Below are 23,563 nucleotides of genomic sequence, written 5' to 3'. Positions count from 1 at the left end.
ATTATATCATAAACCTATTATTTTTAATCTAACTGTCAAAATCGACCGGTTAAAATCGTACTTCTAAAATTGTATTCCTATTTTTGAAGAATTAATCCCAAATGAGTGAAAACATTTAATTCATCAAATTTCAAACTAGGTATACTCGGCGGTGGCCAATTAGGTAAAATGTTACTTCAACCGGCAATGAATTACGGTGTAGATGTTTCGATTTTAGACCCTGACCCCGCTTCTCCATGTAGCTTTTTCTGTAAAAATTTTCATCTGGGCAGTTTTAACGATTATAATACTGTTTATAATTTCGGTCGTCATCTCGATTTAATTACCATTGAGATTGAAAATGTAAATGTGGAAGCGCTGAAACGATTGGAAGCAGAAGGAGTAACAGTTTACCCTCAGCCACATATTATTGAACTGATCCAGGATAAAGGACTTCAGAAAGATTTTTATAAAGAACATAATATTCCAACATCTCCGTATCTGAAAATCCAGAACAGGGAAGAGCTTAAGTATTATGAGGAAAAATTCCCTGCTGTTCAAAAGCTTCGCAAAGCAGGTTACGACGGGCGGGGAGTATTTAAAATAAATTCTATTGACGACTTGCCAAAGTCGTTTAATGAGCCAAGTATTTTAGAAGATTTAATTGATTTTGATAAGGAAATTGCCGTTTTGGTAGCTCGTAATGCCGCAGGGGAGATTAAAACCTTTGATGTGGTTGAAATGGAGTTTGATCCCAAAGCCAATCTCGTAGAGCTTTTATTTACTCCGGCCAAAATTGATGAACAAATTGAATTAAAGGCCAAAGAAATTGCTACTGATGTTGTTGAAAAGCTAAAGATCGTTGGATTGCTGGCCGTTGAAATGTTCGTTACCAAAACCGGCCAAGTATTGGTAAATGAGCTGGCACCTCGTCCGCATAACAGCGGTCACCATACAATAGAGGCTTGTATTACCTCTCAATATGAACAACATTTAAGAGCAATATTAAATCTCCCATTAGGTTCCACTGAATTACGTCGACCAGCCGTAATGGTAAATCTTTTAGGTGAAGATGATTTCGTAGGGGAAGCCAAATATATAGGCATTAATGAGATCTCTAAACTTGATGGCGTTTATCTTCACTTGTACGGAAAGAAGATTACCAAGCCATTTCGTAAGATGGGCCACGTAACCATCATTGATCATAATTTGGATAATGCCTTTGAGAAGGCCAAGATTGTAAAAGACACATTTAAAATTCAAGCATAAATTTGATTAATAGTGAACTTTTTGTTCACTACTGATCATTAACTATTAACAATAAATTATGAGCACTCCACTAGTTGGAATTATAATGGGCAGCGATTCAGATTTAAAAGTGATGTCGGCTGCTGCAGAAATATTAGAGAAGTTTGAAATACCTTTCGAGTTGACAATTGTATCGGCTCACCGCACACCTCACCGCATGATTGAATATGCCGAACAAGCTGCTGAAAGAGGATTAAAAGTAATTATTGCAGGCGCAGGGGGAGCAGCGCATCTTCCTGGAATGGTAGCCTCAATTACTACATTACCTGTTGTTGGGGTTCCGGTTAAGTCAAGTAATTCAATTGATGGCTGGGATTCTGTCCTGTCAATCCTTCAAATGCCAGCTGGTATTCCAGTTGCTACAGTGGCTTTAAATGGAGCCGCTAATGCTGGTATTTTAGCTGCAAATATTGTAGGGGCTTTTGATCAGGCTGTAGCTGATAAGTTAAAAGCTTATAAAGATGAATTACGTGACAAGGTGTTAACCAACGTTGATAAGATCGATCGTTTGGGCTATAAGAAAGTATTGGAACATAAACTGAATATGCATCCATAAGATTATTTCGGGTTACGAATTTCTTATTATAAGTATAAAAGAGCGGCTGCCTCATATATGAGGCAGCCGCTCTTTTATACTTAAGGCCAAATAATTACTTGTTAAGCACGATAACAAACTGCGTTGATATTCATTCCTGCACCAACTGATGCAAATAAAATCACATCCCCCTCATTTACCTCGTGCTCTTCTCCTAATTTTCCTTTTCTGACCAAATCATAAAGCGTAGGAATGGTAGCAACCGAGCTGTTTCCAAGTTTGTGAATGCTCATAGGCATAATGTTTTCCGGGATTTCTTTTATTCCATAAAGTTTGAATAGCTCTTTGGTGAACCCTTCATCCATCTTTTCATTTGCCTGGTGCAGGAAAATTTTCTTGATATCCTTAATATCGACTCCGCTTTTATCCAAACAGTTTTTCATGGCTGCAGGAACGTGTTTCATCGCATATTCGAAAACTTTGCGACCTTTCATCTTTATATATCGAACTCTTGGGTCGCTGCCTGGGAAATTACTTTTGCCCATGTATAAAAAGTCGACCTCATCAGTGCAATGACTAATTACGCTGCTTGCCAGGATACCTCTAGGAGTTTCATTAGGTTCGGCTGCTTCCACAATACATGCACCGGCTCCATCGGAGAAAATCATGCTATCACGATCATAAATATCGATCATGCGGCTTAGTGTTTCTGTTCCAATCACTAAGCATTTCTTTGCTACACCCGCTTTTATAAAGGCATCAGCCTGAATAACCCCTTGCAACCATCCCGGACAGCCAAATATTAAATCATAAGGTATACACGAAGGATTTTTGATTCCTAAACCATGTTTGATACGACTTGCCAATGAAGGAATAAGATCGGTTTGGTTGGTATGCTTAATTATATTTCCAGCATTGTGTGCAACAATGATCTGGTCGATAGTTTCCATGTCAATGCCTGCATCTTCGATGGCCTCTTTGGCGGCTAAAATGGCAAGGTCTGATGAATTAAGCTCACAAGTAGCGTATCTTCTTTCTGCAATACCTGTTATCTGTTGAAACTTCTCTGCTATTACTGCCGGTGGTTGATCGATAAGTTGTTGCTTCTCATCATAAAAATCGTGTGCAGCAAAATCTCTATTTGTTTTTATGAGCGAAGGAATAAATGATCCGGTTCCGGTTATTACAGTTTGTGGCACTTGCATCTAATGATATTTAAAATAGTTTAGTATAGTAAAATACTAAACCGGTATTTGGTCTAAAAACTTTGTTTAAATTATATTTTAACTGTTTAGCAATGTAGGCATTGAAAAACCATAGAGCGTGCTCTTAAGGAAATAAATTATGATGTTCAATACATGTAATTTTTTAAATACTGCCGATTAATTAGATCAATAATAGGTAAAAAAGGTTAAATATGGATTGTAAATAAGGGTTTATTATGTATGAGTTGAAAAATCTTTGATCTTAATTCAGCCGATGTCCAACCTGAAATTTAAATATCCGCCAAATAAAAACAGGAAACCTATGCTAGCAGGTTTCCTGTTTATGTATTGATCATTGAATCTCTTCTGTTTATTCATCAAAATAATCTTCAATGGCGCCGAAATAATAGTTATTCCAGCCATACAACATATCCTCAACTTCTGACTCCGGAATGTTGGTATGTCGGAGTTCTACCGATGTTCCGTGTTTATCTGGATGCAGTTTAATGGTGACGATTGATTCTTCTGGCTGATCGCCAAAATACCACTGCTGCACAACTTTTTTGTTTTCTTCGAACTCAATATTTTTACCAGCAATATCACCTCCCCACAACGAAAATTCGGAACCAGGTTCAGTTGTCATTTCTGCCGGATGCCCACTCCATAACTCAATTGTTAATGGATTAGTCAGGGCTAAATAAACCTCTTCAGGACTAGCATGAATAAGGTAGTACTTCTTTATATCCTTCATTGATTTAAGTGATATCAATATATAAAATGACCAACTGTTTTCAGGTTTTTAATCTTATCAGTTGATCATTCGTTTATTTTTAGGCGGTAATTCCGTAAAGTTCATCTCTTAATGCTTTAACATCAGCATTTTCAAGATACTCATCATAAGTCATTAACTTATCAATAACACCGTTAGGTGTAATTTCGATAATGCGGTTAGCCACAGTCTGCATAAACTCATGGTCATGAGAGTGGAATAACACATTTCCTTTGTAGTCTTTTAACGTGTTATTGAATGCAGTAATCGACTCAAGGTCAAGGTGGTTGGTTGGTTCATCCAATACTAAAACGTTGGCGCTTTGCAGCATCATTTTAGATACCATACAACGAACTTTTTCTCCTCCGGAAAGTACTTTACAGCTTTTCAATGTTTCTTCACCAGAGAATAGCATTTTGCCTAAGAATCCACGGATATATGTTTCATCTTTTTCTTTTGAGTATTGACGTAACCAATCAATCAGATTGTAGTCGCTTTTGAATTCTTCGGAGTTATCTAAAGGAAGGTAGGCTTGAGTTGTTGTAATACCCCATTTAAATTCGCCTGAATCAGCTTTTTTATTGCCCATTAACACTTCAAAGAAATTGGTAATGGCCAAGCTGTCTTTAGATAAAATGGCAATTTTATCACCTTTATTCACCATGAAACTAATATCAGAGAATAAGGTCTGACCTTCATGAGAACCAGAAAGATGTTCAACTGCTAATATCTGGTCACCAACTTCACGCTCCGGTCTGAAAATAATACCAGGATACTTACGGGTTGAAGGCTTGATCTCGTCAATGGTAAGTTTTTCCAGTAATTTCTTACGGCTGGTTGCTTGCTTAGATTTTGAAGCATTGGCGCTGAATCGCTCGATGAACTCTTGCAATTCTTTACGTTTGTCTTCAATTTTCTTATTCTGATCAGAACGTTGGCGTAATGCTAACTGACTTGATTCGTACCAGAAGGAGTAGTTACCGGTATATAATTGAATTTTACTAAAATCGATATCGGCAACGTGTGTACAAACAGCGTCTAAGAAGTGACGGTCGTGAGAAATAACAATAACGGTATTCTGGAAATCAGCCAGGAAGTTCTCTAACCAGCTAATGGTTTCAACATCCAAGTCATTCGTAGGCTCATCCAATAATAGAATATCAGGATTGCCAAATAAAGCTTGAGCTAACAGCACACGAACTTTTTGGTTACCGTTCAGCTCATTCATTAATTTAAAATGAAGTTCTTCTTTAATGCCCAATGAACCTAATAACGAGCCTGCGTCACTTTCAGCATTCCATCCTTCCATTTCAGCAAATTCCGCTTCCAGCTCAGAGGCACGCATTCCATCTTCTTCAGTAAAATCTGCTTTGGCATAAATAGCATCTTTCTCATGCATAATATCCCATAGCTTTTTATTACCCATCATAACGGTATGCAGCACCTGGCACTCATCAAATTCAAAGTGATTTTGTTTTAAAACCGACATACGTTCGCCTGGAGTAATGAATACTTTTCCGGTAGTAGGGTCAATCTCTCCCGAAAGGATTTTCATGAAAGTTGACTTACCCGCACCGTTGGCTCCAATTACACCATAGCAGTTTCCATGCGAGAATTTAACATTTACTTCTTCAAACAGAACACGTTTTCCGTATTTCAGCGATAAATTCGATACTTCAATCATGGCGCAAAGGTCTTAATTTTCAATGAGAAAAGCCAGTTTTATTTTTAATTATTTTGAGATTTGAGAATATAATGATTGAATGTTAGTTATTGAAAATGAAATACTTAAGTAATTGTTGCTTATGAACCAAATAAGGTACATATTAAGAGTAGAAGTACTAACTTGAAACATTAAGTCTGGAGCATTTTCATTATTGATCGATCATTATTAAAAAGCCCGGCAAATCAATTGCCGATGTATGCCGAAAGAGCAATTCCAATAATTGACACTTCGAACAGATCACCATTGGAAAAGGTGATCCGGAAATTTAGCTGATAGTAAAAATATTACAGCTATTTAATAGATCGATGTATGTTCTTTGGATTCTGCTGCTTAAACTTGCAGTTAAAATTCAATTCTATTCAAGGAAATGTCTGAAATTTTAGAAGAAAAGGAAAAGCAAGGGTCTGCGAGTGATTTACATATAGCATCTTCAGCTACAAGGTTCGCAAATTATTTGATAGATAGTATGTTTATTGGAATGGTCTTATCATTCATAATGCCAAATTCAGGTGTTGATTTGACAAAGATCACTACTATTCAGCAATTAGTAAACGACTCTCAGTTTGTTAAAATGACAATTATCAATACTGTCGCAACATTTGCGTATTATTTTATTGCTGAAGCAGTATTTGGACAAACATTAGGAAAGATAATTACCCGCACACATGTGGTAAATGATTATGGTGAAAAACCAGGAGTGTTAAGGATTTTAGGAAGAACACTTTGTCGTTCGATACCATTTGAAGCCTTCTCATTCCTATTTACCCCAATGGGTTGGCATGATTCAATTTCAAAAACCTATGTGGTTAAAAAGCAACCAATTATTCAATCATAGTTGATAATGAAAAAGGAACCGAGAAGGTTCCTTTTTTAGTTTGTTATTTTACTGAGATAAAGATTTCTACATGCGCATTTTCGGGATTAAAAGATTGAGGAGAATAAACTTCCATATCGAAAGTATAGGTTCTATCCAAATCCGAATTCCAAATATCTACCCAAGTATCAATTACGCATTCGGGCATTTTTCCCTTCGCAATAAATTCGGCATAATTGGATGCAGGAATGTTTAAACTAATCATTCCTTCTGGGATGTTGTCGATTCTATCCACTTTACAGCCAATGGCAAAGGTGTATGGTTTGGTAAAATCCCCCTCATAATTGTAATATAAACCAATTACTTTTTCATCCGTTTTATATTCAACTGAGTTAAGCCATTTTTCTTTGATGTATTGAATCCAAAAATTTCCTATATCAGTTTCAGCGGTTTCATTTGAAGTTCTAATCGATTTTCCAACAAAAAGGAAATCTGAAAAATGAGTTAATAGATAATTTGCCTGACTACTCATGAAAATATTGCAATGGTTGTTTAAACAGCATGATTGGTCGTTTTAAAAAATAATAATGATCAACCATGCTGTTCTATTATTATTTAAAAGCATTAAAACCGGTAACATCCATGCCAGTTATTAACAAATGTATATCGTGTGTGCCTTCATAAGTTACTACCGATTCGAGATTCATCATGTGGCGCATAATTGGATATTCACCCGTAATACCCATACCTCCAAGCATCTGACGCGCCTCACGAGCAATGTTCAATGCTGTTTCAACACTATTACGCTTTGCCATTGAAATTTGCGCTGCAGTTGCACGATTCTCACTTTTCAATACACCCAAACGCCATACCAATAGTTGTCCTTTGGTAATTTCGGTAATCATTTCAGCTAATTTCTTTTGCTGTAACTGAAAACCGCCAATCGGTCTATCGAATTGAATGCGTTCTTTTGAATAACGCAGAGCCGTATCATAGCAATCCATTGCTGCACCTAATGCACCCCAGGCAATACCATAACGAGCTTGATTTAAACAGCCTAAAGGTCCTTTTAATCCTTGCACATTGGGGAATACGTTTTCTTTAGGAACTTTAACATTATCGAATACCAATTCGCCGGTTGCAGAGGCTCTTAATGACCATTTATTGTGTGTTTCCGGCGTACTAAAGCCTTCCATGCCACGCTCAACAACCATTCCTCTGATAATGTCTTGCTCATCTTTGGCCCAAACAACTGCTAAGTCGGCAAATGGAGCATTAGAGATCCACATTTTGGCGCCATTCAAGATGTAATGATCACCTGCATCTTTAATGTTGGTAATCATACCTGAAGGATTAGAACCAAAATCAGGTTCTGTTAAGCCAAAGCAACCTAACCATTCCCCCGAACCAAGTTTCGGTAAATATTTACGTCGTTGTTCTTCCGAACCGTATGCATAAATTGGGTACATCACCAACGAACCTTGAACCGATGCAGTAGAACGGATACCAGAATCGCCTCGTTCTAATTCCTGCATGATAATTCCATAGGAGATATAATCCATACCGCCACCGCCATATTCAACCGGAATAGTTGGACCGAATGCGCCTATTTCACCAAGGCTTTTTACTACCTGACGTGGAAATTGTGATTTTTGAGCATATTCTTCAATAATGGGAGAGATCTCTTTTTTTACGTAATCTCTAATGGTACTGCGAACAAGCTTATGTTCCTCAGTTAGTAATTCATCAAGTAAATAGTAATCCGGCGACTCGTACAAGTCTTGTTTTGACGAACGTTTTTTTTGATCATCTGCGGTTAATAGCGACATAATAGATATTGATTGTTCTATCAAAAATAGAAAAATGAAGCTATTTTTGTAGTATGTCCTTTCAAAAGATTCATTGCATTGCACTTAATGGGTTAGAAGTTTTTGCAAATCATGGCTATTATCCTGAAGAACAATTAATTGGAGGTAAGTTTAAGGTTGATGTAAAAGTTGAAACTGATTTTTCAAGTGCTGCTATTACCGACGACTTAGGTGCAACATTAAATTATGAGTCGCTGTTTGAGATTGTGAGTGAAGAAATGAAAACGCCATCCAAATTATTAGAACATGTTGGGCAACGAATAGTTGATCGCATAGCATTAATCTCTGTTAAAATTCAGCGCATAGAAGTTAAAATAGAAAAACTCAATCCTCCATTTGCTGCAAAAATCCAAAGTTCCTCTATTGGCATAACCTACTTAAAACCTAATCATGCGATTTAATAAGTTAACGGTTGAAGCAATTGAGCACTTTAAAAGAATTGTTAAGCCCGAAAATGTACTTACTGATGAAGAAACGTTAAAGCGTTACTCGCATGATGAAACCGAAGACCTTTCTTATTTACCCGATGTTGTTATTAAACCTGAAAACACGGCAGAGGTTTCGGCTGTGCTAAAGTTTTGTAATGATAATTCTATTGCAATTACTCCAAGAGGAGCAGGAACGGGCCTAAGTGGGGGAGCTTTACCTGTTTTTGGCGGAGTATCATTGTCGATGGAAAAGATGAATAAGATCATCAAAATTGATGAGCGGAATCTGCAGGCACATGTAGAGGCAGGTGTTATTACAGAAGCGCTAATTGAAGAAGCCGCTAAATTGAATTTGCTTTATCCTGTTGATCCTTCAAGCAAGGGCTCCTGTTTTATTGGAGGAAATGTGGCCCATGGCTCCGGAGGGCCGAGAGTTGTTAAATATGGCACTTTGCGAGATTATATTTTAAATCTTGAGGTGGTTTTGCCAAACGGTGAGGTGATCTGGACAGGTGCCAACACCTTGAAATATGCATCGGGTTACAACTTAACACAATTGATGATCGGCAGCGAAGGAACGCTTGGTGTAATTACCAAAGTCGTAGTAAAACTGGTTCCAAAACCGCAATTTAATTTGGTAATGTTGGCTTCATTTCCGTCAGCTGAAAATGCCTGTGAGGCTGTTGCTGCTATTTTCAGGGCTGGCATAATGCCTTCGGCTTTAGAGTTTATGGAACGTACCGGAATGGAATGGGTGATTAAGTACGATGATATTAAATTCGATGTCAAAGATCATATAAATGCCTATTTATTAGTAGAGGTAGATGGCAATAATTTGGACTTACTGCGCACTGATTGTGAGCAAATAGGAGAGGTGCTGTATTGCTTTGGATGTGAGGATATTCTTTTGGGTGAATCGGCGGCTGAGAAAGATGAACTTTGGAAGATCAGGAGAAAGATGCCTTTATCGGTTAAAGCCAATTCGGTATATAAAGAAGAAGATACCGTAGTACCAAGGGCCGAATTGCCTAAACTTTTAAAAGGGATAAAAGATATCGGAAATAAATATGGTTTTAAATCAGTTTGTTATGGACATGCCGGTGATGGGAATCTACACGTTAACATCATTAAAGATTCAATGTCGGAGGCAGATTGGGAAAGTAAACTTCCGTTGGGGATAAAAGAAATAATGGAACTCACAGTAAGTTTAGGAGGTACGCTTTCGGGTGAGCATGGTATTGGTTTAATACAACAACCTTATATGAGCATTAAATTCAGTGACTTTCATTTACAGCTAATGCGAAATATAAAGCTGGTTTTTGATCCCAAGGGAATCCTTAATCCGGGTAAAATTTTTAATTAGGTATAGCTATATAACTACTTGTTAATTTTAGTTTTATAGAAAATTAATTAAAGTGTTTGTTTTATTGAGAAGATTCACGTTGAATCAATATCGGATCGAGGATAATCTGTTCTGGAGCATTTTCGTAGTATTTATTTTCCTTAATTAGTTTAAGAAATAACCTGGCCGCTTCTTCGCCCATTTTTACGGTTTGCTGATCAACCGTGCTCATTGATGGTGTAATATGCGCTCCAAAGGCCTCGTTCGCAAAGGCAATTACCTTTACCTGTTCAGGAACGTTTATTTTTAGGTCTTTCAATTCTTTTAAAGCGCCCAAACCGGTATAATCTTCAAAAGCAAAAACACCGTCAAAATCTACTTTTTCATCAACTAACTTTTTAATACAGTTTTTACCCAGTTCAATTGATAGGTTGCCATAAAATATCAAGCTCTCATCTATTGGTAACCCGTACTTTAGTAAAGCCTCCTTGTAACCACGTAAGCGTTCTTTAAAAATTTCTACCTGTTGATCAGTTGAAATATGTACAATTCTTTTACAGCCTTGTTTTATGAGATGTTCCGTTGCCATAAAACCACCTCCGTAATCATCAATACGTACATACGGAACACCAATTTCATCCACCGTACGGTCAAACATCAGTAAAGGAATCTTTCGTTTCTTAAGATCAATGAAATGGTCGTAATTTTTTGTAGATAAAGCAACTGACGATATAATACCTTCAACCCGTGTTTGTAAGAAGGTATCAACACCTCTTATTTCATCTTCATATATTTCTTTCGATTGATAAAGAAGGATATTATATCCGTTTTCATTCATCACCGTTTCAATACCATGTACTACCGAGCTAAAAAAGCTAACATCTAAAGTTGGAACTAGTACTCCGACAATACCTGTTCGTCCTGATCTTAATGAAGATGCTAATTTGTTTTGCTGGTAATTTAGTTTGATGGCCATTTCGCGGACGGCTTCTTTAGTGGCTGCGGCAATACGCGGATGATCATTCAGTGCTTTGGCAACAGTTGAAAATGTAATGTTTAACTCGCGGGCTATATCGTGTATGGTAGTTTTCTTCAATGGTTTAATTTTTTTACTGCGTTTTTGGCTAGCTAAAATGGCAACAAAAAATACTATTTCAATTCATATGTACCATTTATTTTACTTACCTCTAAGGGTTTAAAGCCATAAAAGTTTGGATGGATGAAAAAAGTTAAAATAAAGTTTGGTTTTTTAAACTTTACCTCTACTTTTATTCCAACGTTGGAACAAAGTTAAAACGTTTTTTAGAACGACCAATTTTTTTATTGAAAATCTTGTTTAAGCCGCTCATCTATAAGGTTTTCTACTATAGGTATAATAATAAGACATGCTATTATTAGGAATAGATTTAGGTACCTCATCAATCAAAGTTTCGGTTGTTGACTCGTCTACGCAGCAATGTGTTGCTGCTGCACAATATCCCGATACTGAAAATCCTGTGATTGCAATACAGACCGGCTGGGCCGAACAAGCCCCTGAAACCTGGTGGGAACATATACAACAAGCCATTCTACGCGTTCATGCCAGCAATAAATATAACCCTTTAGATATTGGAGCAATTGGTATAGCTTATCAAATGCACGGTATGGTTGTAGTTGATAAGCATAAAAATGTATTGCGTAATTCCATTATCTGGTGCGATAGTCGTGCAGTTGCAATTGGCGAAAGAGCCTTTCAAACCATTGGGAAAGAAAAATGTCTATCAAGGCTTTTAAACTCACCTGGAAACTTTACCGCTTCAAAACTTGCTTGGGTAAAAGAAAACGAGCCTGCGATATTTGATCAAATTGATAAGGTGATGTTGCCTGGCGATTTTGTTGCCATGAAACTTACCGGAGAGATCAACACCAACTTCTCGGCCCTTTCTGAAGGGATTTTTTGGGATTTTGAAGCTAACGACGTTTCATCGGATGTATTGAATTACTTCGGATTCAGTAAAAATCTCATTCCTTCCATTCTTCCGGTATTTTCTAATTACGGAGAACTTACGGCAGATGTAGCCGCAAAGTTATTGCTGAAAACCGGTATTCCGGTAACCTATAAAGCAGGTGATCAGCCCAATAATGCCTTGTCGTTAAATGTGCTGAACCCAGGTGAAGTAGCGGCAACAGCCGGAACTTCAGGGGTGATTTATGGTGTTAGCGACGAACTTACCTATGATCCTCAATCTCGGGTAAATCCATTTGCCCATGTTAATTATTCGTGTGATAAAGTACGATTAGGCGTGCTATTGTGCATTAATGGAACTGGTATTTTAAATCGTTGGGTGAAAGATAAATTCAATGCCGATAGTTATGCAGCGATGAATCATGAGGCTCAGAAAGTTGCGATAGGTAGCAATGGTTTACGGATTTTACCTTTTGGTAACGGTGCCGAGCGTGTATTGAACAACCAACAAATAGGTGCTCATTTTCAAAATCTCGATTTAAATAAACATACACGTGCTGATATCTTCCGGGCAACGCAAGAAGGCATTGCCTTCGCTTTCCGCTATGGATTGGATATTATGCGTTCAAACGGAATGCATCCAAGCATTATAAAAGCCGGAATGGCCAATATGTTTCAGAGTGAGCTGTTTACAGAAGCTTTTGTTAATGCTACCAATACTCCGGTTGAACTTTATAAAAATGATGGAAGTGTGGGTGCTGCATTAGGAGCTGGCATTGGGGTAAAAGCCTTTGCATCTGCGGCGGACGCTTTTACCAATATGCAAGCTGCAAAAAAGGTAGAGCCAACTCAGACTGATGCTTACGAGTCTGCTTATCAGAACTGGAAAGAATTATTGAACAAACAAATCAACAATACAGAACAAGAAGAAATTTTATGTCACAAGTAGTTTTAGGAAACAAAGAATATTTTAAAGGAATTGATCAGATCAAGTTCGAAGGTCCTCAATCAGACAATCCCTTAGCTTACCGTTGGTATGATGAAAATAAAGTAGTTGCAGGTAAAACTCTTAAAGAGCATTTAAGATTTGCAGTAGCTTACTGGCATTCATTCTGTGGAAACGGTGCAGATCCCTTTGGAGAGGCTACGCATATTTTCCCATGGAATGAAAAGGGAGATGCTGTTGAACGTGCGAAAGACAAAATGGATGCAGCTTTTGAGTTGATCACCAAGTTAAATCTACCATATTATTGTTTTCATGATGTTGACCTGGTTGACTATGGAAATGACATTGTTGAAAATGAAAGACGTTTGGCCGCCATCACCGAATATGCTAAAGAAAAGCAAAAGGCAAGTGGTGTAAAACTATTATGGGGTACAGCCAATTTGTTTTCACACCGCCGTTATATGAACGGTGCTTCTACCAATCCTGATTTTCATGTTTTGGCTCATGGAGCTGCCCAGGTAAAAGCTGCTTTAGATGCTACTATTGAGTTGGGTGGAGAGAATTACGTGTTTTGGGGTGGACGCGAAGGCTACATGTCGTTACTGAACACCGACATGAAACGTGAAAAGGAGCATTTGGCAGAGTTTTTAAGAACTGCACGCGATTATGCCCGTTTACAAGGATTTAAAGGAACGTTTTTTATTGAACCTAAACCTTGCGAGCCTTCTAAACATCAGTATGATTATGATGCAGCAACTGTTATTGGTTTCTTGCGTCAGCATGATCTATTAAATGATTTCAAATTAAATATTGAAGTAAACCACGCAACGTTAGCCGGCCATACCTTCCAACATGAACTACAGGTTTCTGCTGATGCAGGTTTGTTAGGCTCTATCGATGCTAATCGTGGTGATTACCAAAATGGTTGGGATACCGATCAGTTCCCAACTAATCTGAATGAGTTAACCGAAGCAATGCTGGTTATTTTGCAGTCGGGAGGTTTGAAAGGCGGAGGTATCAATTTCGACGCTAAGATCAGAAGAAACTCCACCGATCCGGCCGACTTATTCTATGCGCATATTGGTGGTGCCGATAACTTTGCCCGCGCTTTAATTATCGCTGATAACATTCTTCAAAAATCAGATTTCGCAAAACTGCGCCAAGAGCGTTATGCTTCATTTGACATTGGAAAAGGGAAGGAATTTGAACAGGGTAAATTAACCCTTCAGGATTTAAGAGATTTTGCAGCTGCTAATGGTGAGCCTGAAGTAAGAAGTGGAAAACAAGAATACATTGAAAATTTAATCAATCGCTTTATTTAATCAGAATCAATAAAAAATCATTTTAAAATATATATTCGTCGCCGGGATAAAAAAGCCGTTAACCGACCAATTAATATTTTACAACCAACTAAAATTTTTCATTACGAAACCTTAATTTTTTTATGAAAACACTTGAAACCAAGGATTACATCGTGTTTCTGGTTTATTTCCTGATCATTGCCGTTTATGGCTTTTGGGTATATCGGAGGAAGAAATCAGCAAGTGCGAGTTCAAAAGATTACTTCTTAGCAGAAGGTTCATTGACATGGTGGGCAATCGGTGCTTCACTTATTGCTTCTAACATTTCTGCCGAGCAGTTTATCGGTATGAGTGGTTCTGGCTTTAAGCTGGGGCTAGCCATTGCAACTTATGAGTGGATGGCGGCAGCTACATTAATAATCGTAGCGGTTTTCTTTATCCCGGTATATCTTAAAAATAAGATCTACACCATGCCGCAGTTTTTAAATCAGCGGTATAATTCAACGGTGAGCATGATCATGGCCGTGTTTTGGTTATTACTGTATGTAGTGGTTAACCTTACTTCCATCTTGTATTTGGGGGCTTTGGCAATCACGAGCATTTCGGGTATCGATTTAAACATCTGTATGTTGGCCCTTGCAGCATTTGCTGTTATAATTACGTTAGGTGGAATGAAGGTAATTGGTTATACCGATGTTATTCAGGTATTCTTCCTGATCTTGGGAGGATTAGCCACAACCTATTTAGCCCTGAACATGGTATCTGAACATTATGGATCTTCAGGCGTATTAAGTGGTTTCGGTCATCTAACAAGCAAAGCAGGAGACCATTTCCATATGATTTTCGATAAGAGTAACCCTAATTATATGAGTTTGCCAGGCTTAACCGTGTTAATTGGTGGTATGTGGATTGTGAACCTGAACTATTGGGGCTGTAACCAATACATTACCCAGCGTGCACTAGGTGCCGATCTGAAAACCGCCAGAGGAGGTATCTTATTCGCCGCCTTCTTAAAGATGTTAATGCCGCTTATTGTGGTGATACCTGGAATTGCTGCTTACTTATTGTATAAGGAAGGCGCTTTTCAAACAGAGATGTTGCAAAATGGGGAAGTGAATCCTGATAAAGCTTATCCTGTATTATTGAACTTATTACCTGCTGGTTTAAAAGGACTTTCATTTGCAGCACTTGTGGCCGCAGTTGTTGCTTCATTAGCCGGTAAGGCCAACAGTATCGCTACTATTTTTACGTTGGATATCTATAAAAAAGTATTCAATACCAATGCTGACGAAAAGAAGCTGGTTAATATTGGTAAAATAACGGTAGTAGCGGCAATGCTTTTAGCTATTATCATTGCTCCGCATTTAGGGATTGATAAAAAAGGTGGATTCGAGTACATTCAGGAATATACCGGATTTGTGTCACCTGGAATTTTTGCCATGTTTATCCTTGGTTTCTTCTGGAAACGTACTACCTCTAATGCGGCTTTATTCGCCACCATCGGTGGATTCATTCTATCAGTGTTCTTTAAATTCCTTCCAACCTTTGCTGATTTGTCGTTCCTTGCTTCAAGCGGTTTCTCAAAAGATAATGGCTCGGGGGTTTATGAAATTCCATTCCTTGATCGTATGGGATTTGTATTTGTAATTTGTGTGGCTATAATGGTGGTCATCAGTCTAATTGAAGGTAAAAAACCAGTTAGTGATGATGAGTTAACTGAAGCAGACGAATTGCACGAGTATGGTGATGAAGTTGTTACCTCTGAAACCGGTACTTCAGTTAAAGTGAAAAAATCAAAAGGCCTTGAGGTAGATACCAGCATGTTTAAAACCACTCCTGGTTTTGCTGTTGGAGCCTTAATTATTGTAGGCTTACTAGTTGCCTTGTATACCATTTTCTGGTAATCAACAACTATAAATGATTACAGGATTAAGTAAATAAAGCGTACGTTTTATATTACTTAATCCTGTTGTTATTGAATGCTATCTAGAAATTTTGTTATGAGAATCCGATTCAACCTAACCGTTCTTTTAATCATTATTCTAAATACATATGCTCTCGCTCAAAATGGACAATACCAATTTCTTCACCTTGATATTCATAAAGGACTTTCTCATAATGAAGTAAACTGCATTTTTAAAGATTCAAAAGGGTTCATGTGGTTTGGAACCATGTCGGGGCTGAACCGTTATGATGGTTATAAATTCAAGACTTTCAGGCACAACTTACGCGATACAACATCGATCAACGATGATTACATCGCCAATATTTTTGAAGGTCCGGGAAATAAATTATGGGTTCAAACCCGTACCGGTTATAATATTTATGATCCTTTAACCGAATCTTTTAACCGAAACATACAACCTGTACTTGCAGAAATTGACATTAAAGACATTGCTATTAAAGAGATCAGAAAAGATGCGAAAGGTAGTTTTTGGTTTTTAAGTCAGCAATCAGGGTTGTATAAGTATAATCCTCAATCAAAAGAACTAATTCGTTATACCAATAATCGAAGTAATTTAAATTCTCCGGATGCAAGTCTGATAACTGGTTTAGCTGAAAATAAGCAAGGAAACCTTTGGATAATTCATGCAAATGGAGTGGTGGAACTGCTAAACACTAAAACCGACAAAGTTATTTCCCGGATTTATCCTTTTGGAAAACCATTAGGACAAGCATCTGATTTTAGAATATTTGTTGATACCCAGGATGACCTTTGGGTTTATAACTACAGCTCACCTCAGGGTGTTGTTTATTATAATCTCGTTTCGAAAACATTTTTACCAATTAATAAAGATTCGGGAAGTATAAAACTGAATTCGAATCTTGTAAATGGCATTGTGCAAGATGCTACAGGGGTTATTTGGATTGGAACCGACCATGGTGGCATAAACTTAATTGATAAAAAAACATTTAAAGTTCGCTACCTACTTAATAAAGAAGATGATAATAAATCGATCGGCCAAAATAGTGTCATCACCATTTATAAAGATGATACAGGAATTATTTGGGCCGGAACCTTTAAAAAAGGAATCAGCTATTATCATGAAAATATCATACAGTTTCCACTGTACAAACGCCGGCAAACCGATAAGAGCTCATTGCCTTATGAGGATGTAAACCGCTTTGTAGAAGATGCAAAGGGCAATATTTGGATCGGTACTAATGGGGGAGGGCTCATTTATTTTAATCGCAAGGACGGAACATTTACACAATACCTTCATAATGCAGCTAATCCCAACAGTTTAAGTAATGATGTAATTGTCGGGATGTTTATTGATCGTGAGCAAAAATTGTGGATAGGGACTTATTACGGTGGTTTGGATTGTTACGATGGTAAAAAGTTCACTCATTATCGTCATAACGAAAACAACCCGAATAGCTTAAGTGATGATCGTGTTTGGGATATTTTAGAAGATTCGCAAGGAAGATTATGGGTTGGCACGCTTTCAGGGGGTTTGGATCAGCTCGATCGTAAAACCAAAACCTTTAAGCATTTTAATCCACGGGTGCCTAATACGGTTCGTTCAAATTATATTTCATCTTTACTCGAAGATAAATTAGGGAACATTTGGATCGGAACTTCCGAAGGTTTTGATGTGCTGGATAACCAATCAGGCAAATTTTTTCATTACGGACATGTGGAAGGTGACCCTAAAAGCCTAAGTAACAACAATGTCATAACTTTTTTAGAGGATGTATCGGGAAGAGTGTGGGTGGCTACTCGTGATGGTCTAAATGTTTTTGATACAAAAAGAAATAGAATAGCAACACTTGATACACGAAATGGATTGCCAGAAAACACAATTGTTGCCATTTTAGAAGATGCTAATAAAAATGTGTGGGTCAGTACTCCGAATGGTATAGCCAAAATATGCATAACGGTTAACCCCAAAAAAGAACTCTCCTTTCTGATAAAAAAATATGATGAACAAGACGGTTTGCAGGGAAGGGCGTTTAATGAACGATCGGCTTTAAGAACCTCAAAAGGTGAGTTGATATTTGGGGGCGGAAATGGGTTTAATTTATTTAACCCTGCTGATATAAAGTCCACACAAAATACAGACCCTGTTTTGCTTACCGATTTGCAGGTTTTCAATAAAAGTGTGGAGATCGGAAATAAAGCAAACGGGAAGATACTGCTGAAAAAATCTATTAGCGAAACGGATGATATTGTGATCAATTACAATGAGAACGTTTTCTCATTAGAATTTGCCGCTTTGAACTTTACTCATCCCGATAAAGTTACCTATGCCTATATACTTGAAGGTTTTGATAAGGACTGGCTGATTGCAGATGGTGAAACCCGAAAAGCAACTTATACCAACCTTGATGCCGGTGATTATGTTTTCAGAGTGAAGACAATTTCAAGCGATAATGCATTAGGAGGCAAAGAACTTACGCTTAAAATAAAAGTATTACCGCCATTTTGGAAAAGTCCGTTGGCTTATGGTATTTATTTTTTAGCATTAGTAGGATTAGTTTTCTATATCAGAAAACGTGGAATAGAAAAGATTAGGCAGAAATTTAAACTGGAGCAGGAACGTCAGCAAGCGCACCGCATGCATGAGCTCGACATGATGAAAATAAAATTCTTTACCAACGTTAGTCATGAGTTCCGTACACCACTTTCATTAATATTAGCTCCTCTTGATAAAATGCTGAAACAAACAAACAATAAAGACGAGATTGTTCAGCTGCAACTTATTAATCGTAATGCAAAACGCTTGCTAAACATGGTTAATCAGTTACTTGATTTTCGGAAAATGGAAGTTCGCGAGCATAAATTGTATCCACGACGCGGCGATATCATTCAGCTTATCAAAGAAAGCTCCTATTCGTTTACCGATATGGCTGATAAAAAGAATATAAATTTTAAGTTTACATCTGATATTCAGTCGCTTATCACCGAATGTGATCATGAAAAACTGGAGCGGATCTTATTTAATCTACTTTCCAATGCTTTTAAGTTCACTCCCGAAAATGGTGAAATAAGTGTAACCGTTAATTTGATCGAATCAACCGAAAATTCAGCAGAAAAAGCGCTCGAAATTCAGGTAAAGGACAATGGAATTGGAATTGAACAAGATAAACAGCAACAAATTTTCGATCAGTTTTTCCAAAATGAAGTTCCTGGATCTATTGTAAATCAAGGTAGTGGAATAGGTTTGGCGATTACAAAGGAGTTTGTTCGATTACATAAAGGTAGTATTACGGTTGAAAGTGAACCAGGTGAGGGAAGTTGTTTTACTGTTCGATTGCCATTAAAAAAGGCTGATATGCAAACAGTTAAGCAATCAGATGATGAGGGGGCAATGAATGAGGAACCTGAAATAACTGAGGAAAATAAGTTAGAACTTGGAAGTAAAAAAGCTACGTTACTGTTGGTGGAGGATAATGAAGATTTTCGTTTCTATCTGAAAGACAATTTAAAGCAATATTTTAACATAATAGAGGCCTCAAATGGTAAGGAGGGCTGGCAAAAGGCGCTTTCGCAACACCCTAATTTAATTGTGAGCGATATTACTATGCCCGAAATGAATGGTATTGAACTTTGCGGGAAAATTAAGAACGATAAACGCACTACGCACATTCCGGTTATTTTGTTAACGGCACTAATTGGTGAGGATCAGTTATTAAAAGGGCTGGAAACAGGTGCCAGTGATTATATGACTAAACCTTTCAACTTTGAGGTATTGCTTTCTAAGATCCGAAACCTACTGTACCAGCAAGAATCGTTAAGAAAAACATTTCAGAAACAGGTTGAGGTTAAACCAACAGAAATTAAAATAGACTCTCTGGATGAGAAATTCATTCAAAATGTTTTGCAGGTGGTTGAAAAAAACATCAGTAATTCCGAGTTTTCGGTAGAAGAATTAAGTGCAGAAGTGAATATGAGCAGGGTAGCGCTTTACAAAAAAATATTGACCATTACCGGAAAAACGCCTATCGAGTTTATTAAGTCAATTCGTTTAAATCGGGCCACTCAATTACTTGAAAAGAGCCAACTTACTGTTTCCGAAATTGCTTATGAGGTAGGTTTCAGCAACCCTAAATACTTTACCAAAATTTTCAAAGCTGAATTTGGAATCATTCCATCGGTATATGCTAGTGAAAAAAAGAAGTTTGAAGAAGAGGAACATTCTGATCAATAATTTTTTCTGAATTTTCATTATTCGATCTGTTTTTAACCCTAAGAGGCAGCTTTTCTCTTAAGGTTTTCTTTTGTTAATTATTCCATTTGTAACCCCAAAAATACCTCAGTTTATATAAAGTTTAATTTAAAGCATTCAATTATTCAATATTAAGTGGTAGCGAAAGGCGGTTGTTTTGTTAATACGTTGATTATTAGAAAGTTGAATTGTTTTTGAAATAATTTTGTGTTAACATTTTTACCCCTAAAATTAAACATATTACCCCCGTCATAATACTAATCAGTATCTATTTTCAGCTCCTGAACCAATTTATTTAACAACCAATTAGCTACGCCCCCAGGCTTATGCTAATTATATCTTAATGTATTATGACGCAACGTTTACTTGCTTGTTTTTTAGTGGGGTCTGTTATTTCAATATTTAGTTTAGCAGAAGTTAGGGCTCAAAACAGCAGTTATCAAAAGCTATCAAACGGAGTATTGGTTTCAGTACAAAAAGCTTCGGTTTTAAAACCTAAAGTGGTAAAGCTTGAAGTTATCAATGATAAGATCATTCACGTTGTAGCATCTCCTCAAAATGAATTTCCTGTACAAAAAAGTTTAATGGCCATTGCCCAACCGGCAACTTCTGTAAAATGGGATGTTGTTCAGGCAGGTGATGTAGTTACTATTAAAACTGCTAAAGTGAATGCTTCAATATCGACTCTTAACGGAGCTGTTTCTTTTACCGATAAAAACGGTAAACCAATTTTAAATGAGGTTGCTGAAGGTGGTAAAACTTTTACGCCTGCTACTTATACTGGGGAGTCAACTTATCAGGTAAGACAAGCTTTTGAATCGGGGGCTGATGAGGCTTATTACGGTTTAGGTCAGCATCAGGAAGATTTAATGAACTACAAAAATCGCCATGTTGGCTTATATCAGTACAATACTAAAGTGGCCATACCTTTTGTGTTGTCAAATAAAAACTATGGTATTTTATGGGATAACTATTCGTTAACCACAGTAGGAGATACCCGCAGTTTCCTACCGTTATCTGGTTTAAAACTTTATGATGATAAAGGTAATGCTGGTTGGTTAACAACTACCTATACTTCTAAAACAAATGCCGGCGGAAATCCTATTGTACGTGCCGAATCAGAAATCGATTATTCATTCTTAAAAGATCAGCATAAGTTTCCTCAAGGTTATAACCTTGCAGATGGGTTGGTACAATGGAGTGGATCAGTTGAATCACCTTATACCGGATTACATCAATTCCAGGTAAAGTATGCCGGATACATTAAAATGTGGATTGATGGCAAATTGTTAACCGATAAATGGAGACAGGCTTGGAATCCGGGATCAGCTTTGGTTGATGTGCAAATGGTTAAAGGCAAAAAGTATTCGATTAAAATTGAATGGTTGCCTGATGGAACTGAATCATATTTGGCAGTTAACTGGTTAAGTCCGGTGCCTGATGCCGAAAAGAATACGTTTGCCTTTGCTTCAGAAGCTGGTGATGTTATTGATTATTACTTTATCGCTGGTAAAAACTCTGATGAAGTTATAAGCGGTTACCGTACCATTACCGGTAAAGCCAATCTTTTGCCTAAATGGGCAATGGGTTTTTGGCAAAGTCGTGAACGCTATAAAACTCAGGAAGAAATTTTAAATACTGTTAAGGAATTCAGAAGCAGAAAAATTCCTATCGATGGTATCGTTCTCGACTGGTCGTACTGGAAACAAGATGACTGGGGTAGCCATGAGTTCGACCCTTCACGTTTCGGCAATCCAACTGAAATGATCAGTACCCTGCATGACAAATACCATACACGCTTTATGATTTCGGTATGGCCAAAGTTTTACGAGGGAGTTGCCAATTACAACTACATGAATGAAAATGGCTGGTTGTATAAACGCAATATTGCTGATCAGCGCAGAGACTGGATCGGAAAAGGATACACTTCTACCTTTTATGATGCTTTAAATCCTGATGCAAGAAAAGGATTCTGGAACTTACTGAACAAGAGCTTGTATAGCAAAGGTGTTGATGGTTGGTGGATGGATGCAGCAGAGCCTGATGTGCATTCGAACTTAGACATTGTTGCCCGTCAGAGCTTAATGACTCCAACAGCAATTGGTTCGGGTGTGAAATATTTCAATGCTTTTCCTTTAGGTAATGCAATGGGTATTTATGAAGGTCAGCGTGAAGTTAATCCAAATGACCGTGTAATTATTTTAACTCGTTCGGCATATGCCGGTCAGCAACGTTTCTCAACCATTGTTTGGAGCGGAGACATTGCTTCGCGTTGGGAAGATTTTAAAACGCAGATTCCTGCAGGTATCAATTTCTCACTTTCAGGAATTCCTTACTGGAGTATGGATGCAGGAGGCTTCTCGGTTGAGCGCCGTTACGAGCACGCTCAAGGCGCTGATTTGGATGAGTGGAGAGAATTAAATACTCGTTGGTATCAGTTTGCGGCATTTGTTCCTGTATTCCGGGTGCACGGACAATTTCCATTTCGCGAAATCTACAACATTGCCACTGAAAATCATGCAGCTTACAAAAGCATGCTCTACTATAACAAACTGCGTTACCGCTTAATGCCTTATATCTATTCATTAGCAGGTCAGGCTTACCATAACGACTATACGATTATGCGTGGTTTGGTAATGGATTTCGCATCCGATACAGCCGTTAACAATATCGCAGATCAGTACATGTTTGGCCCTTCTCTTTTAATTAACCCTGTTTATCATTATCAAGCAACCAATCGTTTGGTGTATTTACCTAAAGGTTCGGGATGGTATAATTTCTACACTGGTACTTATTTAAGGGGGGGACAAACTGTAACGGCCGATGCTCCATATGAGCGCATTCCGGTATATGTTAAAGAAGGTTCGATCGTGCCTTTCGGACCGGAACTTCAGTACACTTCAGAAAAACCTGCTGATGCGATAACATTATATGTTTATACCGGAAGCAATGGCGAGTTTACTTTATATGAAGATGAAGGAACTAACTACAATTATGAAAAGGGTGCCTTTGCAACAATCAATTTCAAATACGATGAACAAAAACGAGCATTAACCATTGGTGAGCGCCAAGGTAGCTTTAAAGGAATGCTCGATAAAAGAACTTTCAAAATTGTATGGGTAGGCAAGGATAAAGCAAAGGTGTTTGATCTTGAGAAAGATGCAGATAAAACAGTTGCGTATGACGGAAAGGCAATAACCATTTTGAAATAAAATAAACAACCC

The 23,563-nt window shown here is 37.6% G+C and carries 16 protein-coding genes; 10 read left to right on the top strand and 6 right to left on the bottom strand.

What is annotated here, in order from left to right:
* Window positions 1–105: 105 nt before the first annotated feature.
* On the top strand, window positions 106–1,248 hold the full coding sequence (locus tag NF867_RS01770) for a 5-(carboxyamino)imidazole ribonucleotide synthase (RefSeq protein ID WP_252585827.1): 1,143 nt from the start codon (window positions 106–108) through the stop codon (window positions 1,246–1,248).
* A gap of 58 nt (window positions 1,249–1,306) precedes the next feature.
* Window positions 1,307–1,843 (top strand): 5-(carboxyamino)imidazole ribonucleotide mutase, encoded by a 537-nt coding sequence (gene purE / locus NF867_RS01765; RefSeq protein WP_252585826.1) that lies wholly within the window; start codon window positions 1,307–1,309, stop codon window positions 1,841–1,843.
* A 101-nt stretch (window positions 1,844–1,944) separates the two neighbouring features.
* Here purE and NF867_RS01760 read toward each other — a convergent pair whose 3' ends face one another.
* The 3 genes from NF867_RS01760 to NF867_RS01750 all read right to left on the bottom strand — a co-directional run bounded on the left by NF867_RS01760 (window position 1,945) and on the right by NF867_RS01750 (window position 5,480).
* Entirely contained in the window at window positions 1,945–3,027 is a 1,083-nt protein-coding gene (locus NF867_RS01760; protein ID WP_252585825.1) for a 3-oxoacyl-ACP synthase III family protein, read from the bottom strand.
* A gap of 370 nt (window positions 3,028–3,397) precedes the next feature.
* On the bottom strand, window positions 3,398–3,778 hold the full coding sequence (locus tag NF867_RS01755; RefSeq protein ID WP_252585824.1) for an SRPBCC domain-containing protein: 381 nt from the start codon (window positions 3,776–3,778) through the stop codon (window positions 3,398–3,400).
* 79 nt (window positions 3,779–3,857) lie between these two features.
* The gene (locus NF867_RS01750) at window positions 3,858–5,480 is read right to left on the bottom strand and encodes an ABC-F family ATP-binding cassette domain-containing protein (RefSeq protein ID WP_252585823.1); all 1,623 of its coding nucleotides are present in this window, start codon (window positions 5,478–5,480) and stop codon (window positions 3,858–3,860) included.
* Window positions 5,481–5,889: 409 nt separating this feature from the next.
* On the opposite strand from NF867_RS01750, the gene NF867_RS01745 reads away from it, so the two are divergent.
* Window positions 5,890–6,357 carry an RDD family protein gene (locus NF867_RS01745; protein WP_252585822.1) on the top strand — a complete coding sequence of 156 codons (468 nt, stop codon included), beginning with the start codon at window positions 5,890–5,892 and terminating at the stop codon, window positions 6,355–6,357.
* 43 nt (window positions 6,358–6,400) lie between these two features.
* Here NF867_RS01745 and NF867_RS01740 read toward each other — a convergent pair whose 3' ends face one another.
* Together NF867_RS01740 and NF867_RS01735 are read right to left on the bottom strand one after the other, a co-directional pair.
* A complete protein-coding gene (locus NF867_RS01740) occupies window positions 6,401–6,868 on the bottom strand; it encodes a GyrI-like domain-containing protein (protein WP_252585821.1) in 468 nt (155 codons plus the stop codon).
* Window positions 6,869–6,947: 79 nt separating this feature from the next.
* The gene (locus tag NF867_RS01735; protein WP_252585820.1) at window positions 6,948–8,165 is read right to left on the bottom strand and encodes an acyl-CoA dehydrogenase family protein; all 1,218 of its coding nucleotides are present in this window, start codon (window positions 8,163–8,165) and stop codon (window positions 6,948–6,950) included.
* 53 nt (window positions 8,166–8,218) lie between these two features.
* On the opposite strand from NF867_RS01735, the gene folB reads away from it, so the two are divergent.
* Window positions 8,219–8,605, top strand: coding sequence for a dihydroneopterin aldolase (gene folB, locus NF867_RS01730; RefSeq protein ID WP_252585819.1), 387 nt, complete (start codon window positions 8,219–8,221; stop codon window positions 8,603–8,605).
* Window positions 8,595–9,995, top strand: coding sequence for an FAD-binding oxidoreductase (locus tag NF867_RS01725; protein ID WP_252585818.1), 1,401 nt, complete (start codon window positions 8,595–8,597; stop codon window positions 9,993–9,995). Before folB ends, NF867_RS01725 begins: the two co-directional genes overlap by 11 nt.
* Window positions 9,996–10,056: 61 nt before the next feature.
* Here the strand turns inward: NF867_RS01725 and NF867_RS01720 are convergent, their stop codons facing one another.
* Window positions 10,057–11,070, bottom strand: a complete 1,014-nt coding sequence (locus NF867_RS01720; RefSeq protein ID WP_252585817.1) for a LacI family DNA-binding transcriptional regulator — start codon at window positions 11,068–11,070, stop codon at window positions 10,057–10,059.
* A 289-nt stretch (window positions 11,071–11,359) separates the two neighbouring features.
* Here NF867_RS01720 and NF867_RS01715 point away from each other — a divergent pair, with 289 nt between their 5' ends.
* From NF867_RS01715 to NF867_RS18360, 5 genes are all read left to right on the top strand, one after another.
* Complete coding sequence (locus NF867_RS01715; RefSeq protein ID WP_252585816.1) at window positions 11,360–12,868, top strand: xylulokinase; 1,509 nt, start codon at window positions 11,360–11,362, stop codon at window positions 12,866–12,868.
* Window positions 12,856–14,187 (top strand): xylose isomerase, encoded by a 1,332-nt coding sequence (gene xylA / locus NF867_RS01710; RefSeq protein ID WP_252585815.1) that lies wholly within the window; start codon window positions 12,856–12,858, stop codon window positions 14,185–14,187. The genes NF867_RS01715 and xylA overlap by 13 nt, the downstream gene beginning before the upstream one ends.
* A gap of 122 nt (window positions 14,188–14,309) precedes the next feature.
* A complete protein-coding gene (locus tag NF867_RS01705; protein ID WP_252585814.1) occupies window positions 14,310–16,070 on the top strand; it encodes a sodium/sugar symporter in 1,761 nt (586 codons plus the stop codon).
* A 96-nt stretch (window positions 16,071–16,166) separates the two neighbouring features.
* A complete protein-coding gene (locus tag NF867_RS01700) occupies window positions 16,167–20,321 on the top strand; it encodes a hybrid sensor histidine kinase/response regulator transcription factor (protein WP_252585813.1) in 4,155 nt (1,384 codons plus the stop codon).
* A gap of 368 nt (window positions 20,322–20,689) precedes the next feature.
* Entirely contained in the window at window positions 20,690–23,551 is a 2,862-nt protein-coding gene (locus NF867_RS18360; protein WP_252585812.1) for a TIM-barrel domain-containing protein, read from the top strand.
* Window positions 23,552–23,563: the final 12 nt, after the last annotated feature.

Origin of the sequence: Solitalea agri, assembly GCF_023914155.1 — a bacterium.
Classification (GTDB): domain Bacteria; phylum Bacteroidota; class Bacteroidia; order Sphingobacteriales; family Sphingobacteriaceae; genus Solitalea; species Solitalea agri.
Note: the sequence above shows the minus strand (reverse complement) of the source record. Positions and strands in the feature narration are given on the sequence as shown.

Bases quoted from the DNA above. Each gene is read 5' to 3' on its own strand.
- NF867_RS01705 (WP_252585814.1), top strand. From the start codon at position 14,310: ATGAAAACACTTGAAACCAAGGATTACATCGTGTTTCTGGTTTATTTC.
- folB (WP_252585819.1), top strand. From the start codon at position 8,219: ATGTCCTTTCAAAAGATTCATTGCATTGCACTTAATGGGTTAGAAGTT.
- NF867_RS01715 (WP_252585816.1), top strand. From the start codon at position 11,360: ATGCTATTATTAGGAATAGATTTAGGTACCTCATCAATCAAAGTTTCG.
- NF867_RS18360 (WP_252585812.1), top strand. From the start codon at position 20,690: ATGACGCAACGTTTACTTGCTTGTTTTTTAGTGGGGTCTGTTATTTCA.
- NF867_RS01760 (WP_252585825.1), bottom strand. From the start codon at position 3,027: ATGCAAGTGCCACAAACTGTAATAACCGGAACCGGATCATTTATTCCT.
- xylA (WP_252585815.1), top strand. From the start codon at position 12,856: ATGTCACAAGTAGTTTTAGGAAACAAAGAATATTTTAAAGGAATTGAT.
- NF867_RS01755 (WP_252585824.1), bottom strand. From the start codon at position 3,778: ATGAAGGATATAAAGAAGTACTACCTTATTCATGCTAGTCCTGAAGAG.
- NF867_RS01725 (WP_252585818.1), top strand. From the start codon at position 8,595: ATGCGATTTAATAAGTTAACGGTTGAAGCAATTGAGCACTTTAAAAGA.
- NF867_RS01735 (WP_252585820.1), bottom strand. From the start codon at position 8,165: ATGTCGCTATTAACCGCAGATGATCAAAAAAAACGTTCGTCAAAACAA.
- NF867_RS01740 (WP_252585821.1), bottom strand. From the start codon at position 6,868: ATGAGTAGTCAGGCAAATTATCTATTAACTCATTTTTCAGATTTCCTT.
- NF867_RS01700 (WP_252585813.1), top strand. From the start codon at position 16,167: ATGAGAATCCGATTCAACCTAACCGTTCTTTTAATCATTATTCTAAAT.
- purE (WP_252585826.1), top strand. From the start codon at position 1,307: ATGAGCACTCCACTAGTTGGAATTATAATGGGCAGCGATTCAGATTTA.
- NF867_RS01750 (WP_252585823.1), bottom strand. From the start codon at position 5,480: ATGATTGAAGTATCGAATTTATCGCTGAAATACGGAAAACGTGTTCTG.
- NF867_RS01745 (WP_252585822.1), top strand. From the start codon at position 5,890: ATGTCTGAAATTTTAGAAGAAAAGGAAAAGCAAGGGTCTGCGAGTGAT.